The sequence below is a fragment of the Lentzea sp. NBC_00516 genome (assembly GCF_036346835.1).
GTDB lineage: Bacteria > Actinomycetota > Actinomycetes > Mycobacteriales > Pseudonocardiaceae > Lentzea > Lentzea sokolovensis.
Genome location: NZ_CP107840.1, coordinates 3532656 through 3545931, shown reverse-complemented (window position 1 = coordinate 3545931; position 13276 = coordinate 3532656). Strand labels below are relative to the sequence as shown.

Annotated in this window: 2 protein-coding genes; both read left to right on the top strand. The window is 70.2% G+C overall.

The features are described from left to right. Positions 1 to 47 precede the first annotated feature (47 nt). Positions 48 to 8837: a LamG-like jellyroll fold domain-containing protein gene (locus tag OG205_RS15950; protein WP_330277029.1), complete on the top strand. Its 8790-nt coding sequence runs from the start codon at positions 48 to 50 to the stop codon at positions 8835 to 8837. Positions 8838 to 8858: 21 nt separating this feature from the next. Further along, complete coding sequence (locus tag OG205_RS15945; protein WP_330277028.1) at positions 8859 to 13259, top strand: ricin-type beta-trefoil lectin domain protein; 4401 nt, start codon at positions 8859 to 8861, stop codon at positions 13257 to 13259. The last annotated feature ends 17 nt before the right edge of the window (positions 13260 to 13276 follow it).

Below are 13276 nucleotides of genomic sequence, written 5' to 3'. Positions count from 1 at the left end.
CGAGCTGTGAGGCGCCAGGGGAGGCGCCCGGTGGCCTGGGGGATGAGATGCACGCCGAACGCAGATCTGTCGTTGTCGCGCGCCGTTGGCTGGCCGCGGTCGTCGTTCTCGCACTGACCGCGTCCGGTCTGAGCGCCTCGGTCCCGGCCGGCGTGTCCACGGGCGCGCTGCCGCCCGGCGCCGCCACCACCGCGCCGGGGCAGGCGAGCGGGACGGCGGACGGGGTGGCACACGAGGTGCCCTCCACCAGGTCCACCGCGGCCGGTCCGAAACGCGAGCAGCCCCAGCCGCCGGGCGCCGTGCCCGACGCGGCCGCCGTGCACAAGGCGGATCCGCATCCGGACGTGGCGGCACCACAGCAGGTCACGCCGGGCCTGGAGCGCAAGCCCGACGCGCCCGCCGTCCACCCCGCCGCGGTGGAACGGCCCGGCGACCGCACGGAGACCACCCAGACGTTCGACAACCCGGACGGCACCCGCACGCTGCGGCTGCACACCGCGCCGAACAACGTGCGGCAGCCCGACGGTTCGTGGCAGCCGATCGATCTCGCGCTGACCGAACGCGGCGGCCGCTGGGAGCCGAAGGTGGCCGGGGTCCGCACCGGGTTCGCGCTCACCAGCAAGGGAAACGTGGCCACCGTCGCGTTCGACGAGAAGCACCGCGTGGAGTTCTCCCTCGACGGCGCCGCCGAGGTGCGCGGGCAGGCCGACGGCGCGTCGATCCTCTACCCGCAGGTCCACCGCGGCGTCGGCCTGCGGTTCACCGCGCAGCGGACCGGCCTGAAGGAGGAGCTCGTCCTGGACGGGCCGGACGTGCCGGCGACCTACACGTTCACCCTGCGCCTCAACGGTCTCGAGCCCCGCCTCACCGACGAGGGCGACATCGAACTGACCGACGGCGACGAGGTCGTCGGAATCGTGCCCGCCGGCTTCATGCAGGACGCCGCCGGCGTGCGCTCGACCGCCGTCCGGTACTCGCTGTCCAAAGAGGACACCTGGCGGCTGAAGGTCGACCTGGACCAGGCCTGGCTGCGGGACAAGGCCCGCGCCTACCCGGTCGTGGTCGACCCGTCGGCCCTGTCGCCCAAGGCGGACACGGACGACCTCGACGTCCAGAAGGGCAGGGCCACCACCTCCACGGCCGAGCAGTTGCGCACCGGGTACGTGGACGGTGGCCTGGCGCGTTCCTACCTGCACTTCACCGACGCCCTCGGCAAGCTGCGCAACCAGTACGTCCTGGGCGCCAAGCTGAACGTCTACAACGTCGAGTCCACCACCTGCTCACCGCGTTCGGTCTCGGTGCACGAGGTGACCGGGGCGTGGAACCGCTCGCTGGCGTGGCCCGGCGCCGCCGTCGGACAGGTGATCAGCAGCGCGACCTTCGCCCACGGCGGCAACTGCGGCGGCTCGAAGTGGGCGGGCTTCGAACTCGACCGTGAGCTGATGAGCAGGTGGACGCACGGCCAGGCGTTGCCTCACGGTCTCGCACTGCGCGCGACCGACGAGGCCGACCGCAACGGCAAGCGGTTCGGGTCGGCCGACTCGGGCTTCGCGCCGTACCTGGACGTGCTCTACGCGCCGGAGGGCGTCGGCTTCGAGGTCACCTCCATGACCCTGCCGACCGCTGCGACCGCCGGAAAGATCGTCGCGAAGGTCACCAACCTCGGCGCCACGACCTGGACGCCGTCCAACGGCTTCGACTTCGGCTACATCGTCCTGCAGGGCAGCACGAAGGTGCGGACCGCGCGCGGCTGGAAGGCCACCGTCGCGCCGATGCAGACGCACACCTTCGAGGTGCCGATCGACCCGCTGACACCGGGCGAGTACCGGATCTTCCTGACGATGTTCAACCCGCAGGGCAACGACTTCTTCGTCGCCTACCAGGTGCCGTACGGCGAGTTCGACCTGAAGGTGAACAACCTCGCGCCCACCTCGAACCTGCAGCAGCCGGCCAGCGGGCAGGTGGTGGAGACGCTGACGCCGACGCTGTACGCGGAAGGCACCGACCCGGACGGCTGGCCCGGCAAGGAACTCACCTACCGGTTCCGCGTCTGCTCCGACCCGGACCTGACGCGCGACTGCCAGGAGTCCGGCTGGACGAGCCGGTCGTGGACGCCACCCGGGTTGTTCTGGGGCCGCACCTACTTCTGGGGCGTCAAGGTCTTCGACACGGTCAACGAGACGCCGTTCTGGGTGACGGTCAAGGACGGCGTGCGGCTCACGTTCGCGACCCGCGTGCACCAGCCGGAGATCACCTCGCACCTCGCGGGCAGCCCCGGCAGCACCGAGGGCCCCGGCCTCGACCCGCAGATCGGCAACTACTCCACCGTCGCGACCGACGCGTCCGTCTCCACGGTCGGCCCCGACCTCACCGTCACCCGCACCTACAACAGTCTCGACCCGCGCCGCGACACGGCGTTCGGCACCGGCTGGTCCTCGCGGCTCGACATGCGGATCCGGCACGACCTCGACGAGTCCGGCAACGAGGTGCTCACGTTCCCCACCGGACGGCAGGTGCGGTTCGGCCGCAACCCGGACGGCGGCTACGCGTCACCGTTCGGGCAGAACGCCGACCTGGTGTACCGCACCGACCTCGGCACCTACACCCTGCGCGACGTCTCGGGCAGCCGCTGGACGTTCGACAACATCGGCAGGCTGGTCACGATCACCGACCCGGCCGGGCTCACCGAGACGCTGACCTACGACACGGCCGACCGCGTCACCACGATCACCAACGACACCAGCAAACGCTCGCTGCGCCTGACCTGGCAGGGCGCCCGCGTCACCTCGGTCACCGCGGGCGGCGACCTGACGTGGACCTACACCTACGACGGCGAACGGCTCACCAAGGCGTGCGCGCCCGGCGCGGCACCGAACTGCACCACCTACGGCTACCAGCAGGGCTCGCACTACCGCAGCACGGTGCTGGACAACGGTCCGCGCGCCTACTGGCGGCTCGGTGAGACCGGCGGTGACACGTTCGGCAACGCCGTCGCCCGCCGCGACGGCGTGGACGCGGGCAAGCAGCACGGCGTCCTGCTCGGTGGCGCCGGAGCGCTGGGCGGCACCGCGGACAAGGCGGCCACGTTCGACGGCAACAGCAGCTACGTGACGTTGCCGGACCAGCTCACGACCGCGACCATGTCGCTCGCCGTCGAGATGTGGTTCAAGACCGACGGCAACGGCACCCTGCTCAGCTATGCCGACCAGTCGTTCCCCACCGGCGCGGCGAAATCGACACCGATTCTCTACGTGGGCACGGACGGCCTGCTGTACGGCGGTTTCTCGCTGCGCGGCGACGAGGGACCCCGGCAGATCGTCAGCACCGGACAGGTCGACGACGGACGGTGGCACCACGTCGTGCTGTCCGCCGCGATCGACCGGCAGAACCTCTACCTCGACGGCGTCCGGGTGGGTCAGGAACTGCGCGGGTTCGTCGACCACCGGCAGCAGGGCCGGCTGACGCTCGGCGCGGGCAACGCCAAGAACTGGCCCGCCACCAACGGTGGTGACTTCCACTTCTCCGGCGCCATCGACGAAGTGGCGCTCTACCAGAACACCCTGGGAGCGCTGGCGGTCGACACGCACTTCCGCGCGGGTGCGCCGGTCGACCAGCTGACCGAGATCAAGTTGCCGCAGGACGACCGGAAGTTCGCCACCCTCACCTACGACGACATCTTCGACCGGGTCCGCACGCTCAACGATCGCCTTGGTCGCGTGTGGACACTCGACACGCCGGTGCTGCGCGACTCCGTGCGCACCGCGACGTTGCGAGGACCGGCAGGTCACGGCGACTGGACCTACACCTTCGACGCGGACAACGGCGGTCGGCTGACGTCACGGCTGCACGACGGCGCCACCGTGCGGTACGAGTACAACGCCGCGGGCTTCCCCTCGGCGGTGGTCGACGATAACGGGCATCGCACCGAGCAGACCACGGACGAACGCGGCAACGTGCTGAGCCGCAAGACCTGTCGTACCGCGGGTTCGTGCAACACGGAGTACTTCACCTACGTCAAGTCCGACGTGGTGCTCGATCCGCGCCGCGACAAGCTGGAGTCCTCTTCGGACGCACGTTCCTCCGGGCCGGTGGACACCCGCTACCGCACCTCCTACACCTACGACACGGCCGGGCGGCCGCTGAAGGTGACCTATCCGATCCCGGCGGGGCACACGGTCGCGCCGAGCGAGACCACCACGTACACGACCGGCGCCCAGGACGCCGAAGGCGGTGGCAAGATGCCCGCGGGCCTGCTGCTGACCAGCACCGGCGCGCGCAACCAGGTCACGTCCCGTTCCTACCGGGCCAACGGTGATCTGCACGAACTGGCGGGCCCGACCGGGCTGCGTGCCAGGTACGGCTACGACCAGTTCGGCCGCCAGAGCACGGTGACGACGATCAACAGCGGGGGAAGCTCGCTGGGCACCACGACCTACGAGTACACCCCGCGGTCCGAGGTCTTCCGCATCACGTCACCAGGTGTGCGCAACGAGATCACTGGCGTCACGCACACCGCCGTGACCACACAACGCCATGACGGCAACGGAAACCTGCTGGAGACCGCGGTCTCCGACAGCACCGGCGGTGATCCGACGCGGACCACGAAGCACACCTACGACGCGTCGGATCGCTTGAGCAGCACCGAGTTCCCGGACGGCGGGATCGAACGGCACGCGTATTCGGACGGCGGCCTCGCCCAGACCGTGACCGACGTCCGCGGCACGTCGTGGACCAGCCGCTTCGACGAACTGGGCAGGGAGCTTTCGCGCACGGCGTCCGGGCAGGGCGTGAACCCGGAGAACCCCGTCGCCACCACGATGACGCTGGAGGCGCGCGCCTACGACCCGGCCGGCCGGCTCGCGTCCGTCACCGACGCCATGGGCAGGCTGACCTCGTACACCTATTACGACGACGACCTGCTTTCCGCCACGCGGCAGACGGTTCAGGGCCGCGAGGTGGTGCTCGACCAGCGCGCCTACGATCCCGCCGGTCAGCTGGTCGACCAGACCACCGCGGGCGGGCGGCGCACGACGTTCGCGTACGACCAGGCGGGCAACGTCGTGTCCACCGCGTTCGACCCCGCCGGGCTCAACCGCGTGACGAGCGACTCCCACGACCTCGGTGGCAACGTGATCCGCACCGAACGGCGGGGCGCGGCCGACCCGCAGCGGGTCGAGACCACGACGTTCGGCTACGACGCGGCCGGTCTGGTGGTGCGCGAGGACGCGTTCCTCGACGCCTCGACGACGGTCTCCACCACGATCGACCGCGACGAGCGTGGCCTGCCGCGCAGCACGACCGACCGGCGCGGCGTCACCACGCGCTACGAGTACGACCTCACCGGTGAGCTGGTGCGCACCACGAACTCGGCAACCGACGTGTGGGCCGGGGGAGTCCGCACCGCCGGCTTCACCCGCACCGAAGTGCTGGGCCACAACACCTTCGGCGAGGTCACGCACGCCCGTGACGGCGCGGGCAACGTCACCACCACGGCACGGGACGCGATGGGCCGTGCCGTGGCGGGCACCGCGCCCGACTACACCCCGCCCGGCGGTCAGCCGATCAAGGGGGCGGCCACGCGGACCGAGTACGACCACGCGGGCAACCCGACCAGGACGACCGACGCCCTGCAACGGGTGACCTCGCGAACGTTCGACCCGTACGGCCGCGTCCGCACCGTCACCCTGCCGCAGGTCGGTGACCAGCCGAGCGTGCTGTCGTCGCGCTACGACAAGAACGGCGAACTGGTCTCGCAGACCGACGCGAGCGGTGCGCAGACCCTGTTCACCTACGACGAACTCGGCCGCCGGATCACCTCCACCCAGGCCGACCGCACGCCGGGCGGGATCCTCTACTACACGACCCGCACCGGCTACGACGACGCCGGCAACCCCGTCTCCGTCGAGACGCCGCAGGGCTTCACCTCCACGTCCGCCTTCAACGCGGCCGGTGAGCTGACCTCCAGCACGGACGCCACCGCGCGGTCGACCGGCTACGGCTACGACATCGCGGGCAGGCAGAACTCCGTCACCGGCTTGGACGGCGTGGTGTCCACCACGTCCCACGACCTGCTAGGCCGCGCCGTGCGCACCGCGCAGTCCGTTGGGGGACAGGAGAAGCGCGCGTCTCTCACCGACTACGACGCCAACGGAAACGTGATCGCGACGACCAGCGCCGAAGGACGCAGGGTCACCTTCGGCTACGACGCGCTGAACCGCGTCGTGAAGCAGACCGAGCGCGTGAGCGACAGCGAGCAGATCGTCACGGCGACGGACTACGACAAGCTGGGCAACCGCAGCCGTTTCGTGGACGGCAGGAACAACGTCACCACGTACACCTCCACATCGTGGGGCCTGCCCGAGTCGATCGTGGAACCGGGCGGCGCCACCTGGACCACCTCCTACGACGCGGCGGGCCAGGCCGTGCGGCTGAGCAAGCCCGGTGGCGTCCAGGTCACCCGCGCGTTCGACGCACAGGGCCGCGTGAGCGCGGAGAACGGTTCCGGGGCCGAGTCCGCGACCACCGCCCGCACCTTCGGCTACGACGCCGCGGGCAGGCTGGCCGCCGCGGGCGACGACCTCTTCCGCTACGACGACCGCGGCAACCTCCTCACGTCCCGTGGCCCGGGCGGGTCCACCACCTTCACCTACAACGGTGACGGCACCGTGGCGACCCGCACCGACGCGTCCGGCACCGCCTCGTACAGCTACGACAAGGCCGGCCGGATCACCGAGGTGGTGGACGGGCTCACCGGCCGCACCGCCGACTACGGCTACGACAAGGCCGGTCGCCCGGCCTCGGTCGCGGACCGCTCGCTCGGGGGCCGGACCGTGCGGCGCCTGGCCTACGACGAACTCGGCCGGCTGGTGTCCGACCAGGTCCAGCAGACCGTCGACACCGGAGTGCCGCCACGAGTGCTCATCGGCAGCACGTACGGCTACGACCGCGACGACCAGGTGACGGCCAAGGGCGCCAACAGCTACGGCTACGACGGCGCCGGTCGCCTGATGTCGTGGAAGGACCCGGCCGGCAAGACCACGTCGTACGGCTGGGACCGCTCCGGCAACCGGGTCGCGGTGGGGGACAGGACCTTCGCCTTCGACGCCCAGAACCGGCTGACGTCCGGTGACGGCGCGACCTACACCTACACCGACCGGGGCACGCTGTCCTCCCGGACGCAGGGCGGCACCACGAACACCTCGTCCTTCGACGCCTTCGACCGGATGACCGCGATGGGTGCCGCCCGCTACACCTACGACTCGCTCGACCGGGTGGCGTCCCGCAACGGCACGGACTTCCAGTACCAGGGGACGACCAACGAGGCCGTGACGGACGGCACCCGCACGATCAGCCGGCTGCCGGACGGATCCGCCTTCGCCGACAAGGGAAGCGGCCAGGCCAGAATGCTGTTCGCCGACTCGCACGGCGACGTGCTCGGCCGCTACCTGAGCAACACCGTGGACGGGCAACGGAGTTTCGACCCGTTCGGCGCGGTGACCTCGTCGTCGGGTGACACCTCGGCCATCGGCTACCAGGGCGACTGGACGGATCCCGGGACCGGCGCGGTGAACATGAGCGCCCGCTGGTACACGCCGGACACCGGCAGGTTCGCGAGCCGGGACGACTGGACGCTGGACCCGTCACCTTCGGCGGCCGCGAACCGGTACGCCTACGGCAACAGCAGTCCGCTGTCGGGCACGGACCCGACGGGCCACGACATCTACCAGTGCCTGTGGAACGTGGGCAGAGACGTCAAGACCCCGCTGGACGCGATCTGGCAGCCCATCAAGCACACCCTGTTCGACAGCGCCTGCGCCGGTCAGATCGCGGTCGCCGACTGCAAGTACGGCCGGTGCATGAAGCAGGACCCTGGCGATCTCCGGATGGGCAACTGCAAGTACAACATCGGTGGCTGCGCCGCTCGTCGCACCTACACTCCGCCGCCTCCACCGCCACCGTCGTGTGGCAAGGGCAAGAAGTGCACCAGCGGCAAGCCGACCACCGGTCCCGGTGGCCGGAAACCGAAGCCGATCTACAAACCGGTTCCCCCGCCTCCTCCGCTGTGGTGGCGCGAGCTGCACAAGCCGAACTTCCAGCCACAGCCGGGACACACCGTCGTCGCGCCGCCGAGCACGTACGACCCGACCAACCCGCTGACGATCATCATCGACCTGGCGGACGTGCTGATCGACACGGCGACGTCCATCACCGAGACGGTGTTCGACGCGGTGGACACCGTGGGCACGATCGCCGACGACCGGCGGTTCCCGGTGGTCGGGAAGGGCGGCGCGCTGCGTCAGCCGGAGGAGCAGGGGTGCCTCGACGGTGATCCCACCATGATCACCGACGTCGCGATCAACGACGACATGGAGGAGTTCACCTCCCCCGAGCACGGCACCGCCGAGCGGGCCACCGCCGGCCAGGTCTGCTTGACCACGAAGAACAAGAAGGATCGCCCGAAGGTGGGCGACCCGGTCGGACGCGAGTTCGGCATGCACCGCGGTCATCTGGTCGGTCACCAGTTCCACGGCAGCCACAAGGTCGAGAACGTCGTGCCGCAGTACGCGATGTCGAACTCGCCGGTGATGCGCGACGTCGAGAACGACATCGCTCGCGCGATCGGCCAGAACGGGCAGCGCGTCTTCTACCGCGTCGTCGCCGAATACGACAGCGAGAAGGCCGCGATCCCGTCGTCGATCAAGTTGTACGCGGTGGGGGACAAGGGGTTCGTGTGCGTGAAGGTCATTCCGAACACCCCTGACTACACCAAGGAGAAGTGGGACCGCGACGCACCACGGCCCCGCTGTCTCAACCCTGTCGGCCCGAACGGCGGGTAACCGATGAATGAGTGGAGTGGCATGAGAATCAGGCAGCGCATGGCCGCGTTGGCCACGGGGGTGGCGCTGGGGATGTCGGTCGTGGCAACCGTTCCGGCGGTCGCGACACCCGACGTCCCGCACGCGATCTCCGAGCCGAGACCCGGCGAGGCGGTCTCGAAGGACAAGGACGGCAACGTCCTGCTCTACGTCGACGGACGGGACCAGAAAGCCGTCCGCGACACGGTGACCAGGCTCGGGGGCAAGGTCACCGGCACGCAGGGCTCCCGCGCCCAGATCGCCATCGGTCAGGACCGGGTGGCGGCACTGGGCAAGGAGCAGTCCATTGTGGAGGTCGAGCGTCCCGAGCGCGCGATCCCGATGGCCGTCACCTCCGAGGGAGTTCAGGCTTCCGGCGCGGACGGGTGGATCAACGACGGCAAGAAGGGCAAGGACGTCAAGGTCGGCGTCATCGACGTCGGCTTCGCCCGCTTGGACGAGGTCAGGCAGTCGGGTGAACTGCCGGCGGGAACGACTGTCAACAACGCCGGGTGTCACGACGTCACCCGCAGCAGTGACCACGGCACCGCCGTCGCCGAGGTCGTGCACGACATGGCGCCCGAGGCTCAGCTGTTCCTGGCGTGCGTCGACGGCCCGCTGGACTTCGCCGGGGCGGAGGAGTGGTTGCGGCAGCAGGGGGTGCAGGTGATCACCGCCGCGATCGGGTTCCTCAGCTCCGGCCGCGGTGACGGCACCGGCGAGCAGGGCAGCCCGGCCGACGTGGTCCGCAAGTCCCGCGAGGCGGGCGTGCTGTGGGCGACGGCGGCGGGCAACCTGGGCCGGACCCACTTCGCGGGCAAGGCGGTGGACGCGAACAACAACGGTTTCGTCGAGTTCGACGGCACCGCGCAGAACAACGGCTTCAACCTCGCCGCCGGCGCCACGGCCACCGTCTCGCTCAAGTGGGACGCGTGGCCGAGGACGAACGAGGACCTCGACCTCTACGTCATGACGCAGGCGAAGGCGCCGACCGGACCCACCGACCCCGCGATCAAGTCCGCCTCCACCACGAACCAGCGTGACGTCGCCGGTGGCCTGAGGCCGACCGAGGAGGTGACGTTCGCCAACGAGACCGGGTCCGCGCAGTTCTACTACCTCTACGTGCGCAACCACAACGCGAAGTTCACGACGAGGTTCGACCTGTTCGCGTCGGGGCCGACCGATCCGTTGCAGTACAACACCCCGGCCGGCAGCGTCACCGAACCCGCGACCTCGCCGTACGTGATGGCAGTGGGTGCGACCCGGCCCGGCAGTGGCGCGCTCGCCGCGACCAGCGGTCAGGGACCGACCATCGACGGCAGGCAGAAACCGGACATCACCGGGTTCGACGAGGTCAGCACCTCGACCTATCCCGGCTACGCGATGGCCGGCACTTCCGTGGCCGCCGCGCACGTGGCGGGTGCGGCGGCGCTGATCAAGTCCGCCAACCCGCAGCTCGACGCCGGTCAGATCCAGAACGCGCTCCAGACGAGGACCAACCCGCGCAAGTCCGACAACCAGTGGGGCAGCGGCGTGCTCGCGCTGGGCACACCGGACACGGTGCCGGTCGTGACCGGGTCGGGCTACACGCCGTTGCCCAAGCCGTTGGTCGTGCAGGGCAAGGCTTTCGCGCCCAACGAGGTCTTCACGTTGTCGTTCCCCGACCTGCCGGGCGACACCACTGCGGTCGCGATCAACGTGTCCGTCCGCACCAACCCCGCGCCCGGAACGACCGAGGTGCCGAGCGGGCTCGACGTGTTCCCGGAGGACCCGGCGCAGTCGACCAGCAAGGCCACGACGGTGCGGGTGCGGCCGGGCGGCGGCTGGGTCAACACCCTGGTGATCGCCAAGGTGGGCCGTGACCGCGCGATCCGGTTGAAGGCGGGCGCCGGGCCGGTGTTCGACAACGTCGACTACCTCGGCTACTTCAGCGCGAACGGCTCGTCCACCTTCTTCGCCCAGCACAGCCCCGTCCGGGTGCTCGACACCCGCGGCCTGAACGGCGGCTCGCGCACCACTCCGCTCGACGCGGGCGAGGTCGTGACCGTGAAGGCCAGAGGTGCCAACGGTGTTCCGGACAACGCCAGGGCCGTCGCGGTCAACCTGACCGCCGTCGAGTCGACCCAGGGCACGGCGATGGGACTCTACGGCGCCGAGAACGGCGGCACGGCGCTGAGCGTCGGCCGCAACGAGCGCCGGTCGAACATGTCGATCGTGACGATCGCGGAGGACGGGAACATCCGGCTGCGCAACGCGTCCGGTCGCGTGCACGCGATGCTCGACGTCGTCGGCTGGTTCGGACCCGGTGACGGCGGGAAGTACGTGCCGCTCGCCGAACCCGCGAGGATCGCCGACACCGCGACGGGAGCAGGCCCGCTCGGCCACGGGGAGAGCGCGCGGTTCCAGGTCACCGGGCTCGCCGGCATCCCGGCCACCGCGACGGCGGCGGCACTGCTGCCCTCGGCGCAGGACGACGTGCTCGGCACGGAGATCTCCGTGGCACCGGCCGAGATCGGCTGGTCACCGGTGACGAACTTCGCCACCAGGCAACGGGAACAGCTGTCCGGTTCGGTGCTGACGCCACTCGGCGCGAGCGGCAAGGTCGCCGTGCGCAACGAGCGCGGCAACGCCCAGGTGGCGCTCGACGCACAGGGCTACTTCATCGGCGGCGCCCCGTTCACCGACGACGGCGCGTGCGCGCTGCCGGTCGGGGAAGCGGGCTACACCAGCATGTTCGACGGCAGGGCGGAGTCGAACCTGTCCGCGTGGCGGACAGCGGGCACCACGTCACTGGCGGCGGACGGCTGCGAGCTGCGCACCACCGAGGGCACCGACATCACCTGGTACGCGGCGCACTCGTTCAACAACGACTACACGGTGAAGCTCGACTGGAAGGCCAACTCGGCGGCGGTGAACACCGGCCTGTTCGTGATGTTCCCCGACCCCGGCGCCAACCCTGCCGTCCCGCGCGACAACGGCGTCGAGATCGACCTGTCCAGCGACGACACCATGGGCTCGATCCTGCCGGGCAAGCCGACCACCAGGCAGCCCGTCGCCCCGGGCCAGTGGCACGCGGTCGAGGTGACGGTCGCCTCGAACACGGTGATCGTCAAGCTCGACGGCACCGAGATCAACCGGCATGCCGTCACCGCGGCCGGCCGTGGTTTCGTGAACAGCTTCGTCGGCCTGCAGAACGACGGCGACTACCGGACGTCGTACCTGCGCAACGTCCGCGTCAAGAACAACACCGCGGTGCGCAACGGTGAGCTGCGCGGCGTGAACGACCGGTGTCTCGACGTCCCCGGCTACGACCCGGCCGCCTCCCAGCTGCAGATGTGGGACTGCAACAACCTGCCCAACCAGCGCTGGACCACCACCGTCGACGGCTTGATCACCAACGTCGGCAAGTGCATCGGCGCGCAGAACGGCGGCACGGCGGCGGGTACGGCGGTCACGCTGCAGGCGTGCGCCGTGGAGCTGCACCAGCAGTGGGTGGTCCGCCCGGACGGCGCGGTCGTCAACGTCCGCTCCGGCAGGTGTCTCACTCCGGCGAACACGGACCGGTCGGCGCCGTTGCAACTGCAGGACTGCTCGTCGCGGTCGGACCAGGTGTGGCGTCTGCCCGATCAGCGCGGCAGGATCGGCGCGCTGGTCAACCCGGCGTCCGGCCGCTGTCTCGACGTCGTGAACGCCAACCCGAGCCTGAACAAGGTCCAGGCCTGGGACTGCGCCGGCAACATCGCGCAGGCGTGGGCGACGACCGGTGACGGCCGGATCACCTCCAGCGGCAAGTGCCTCGACGTGGCCTTCAGCGGCACGGCGGCGGGTACGGCGGTCCAGCTCTTCGACTGCAACGGCAACACCGGCCAGCAGTGGCAGACCAGGCCCGACGGCACCGTGGTCAACCCGGCCTCCGGCAGGTGCCTGACCTCGGCGGGGACCGCCAACGGCGCGGTGTTCACCATCCAGGACTGCTCAGCGGCACCGTTGCAGATCTGGCGGATGAGCGCGCAGAGCCAGTGGACTGGCAACGTCGTCGGCCTCGGTGGCAAGTGCGCCGACATCAAGGGCGAGAACCCGGCCAACGGCATCGTGTGGCTGTGGGCGTGCTTCGGCCCGTCGGGCGAGACCTGGACCGCACCCGGCGACGGCACCGTGCGGTCGATGGGCACGTGCCTCGACATCGGTGCGCTGACCAACGGCACGCCGACCGTGGTGGCGAACTGCCACAACGGCATCAGCCAGCAGTGGATCGTGCGTCCGAACGCCACGCTGGTGAACGTCGACGCGTCGCGGTGCATGGACGTGCACGCCGGTATCACCGACAACGGTGCGAAGATCCAGCTCTGGGACTGCGTGGGCACGGCGCAGCAGCGCTGGGCGGTCCCGCTCCGGGCGGCCTGATCCAGGCAGCTTGATCG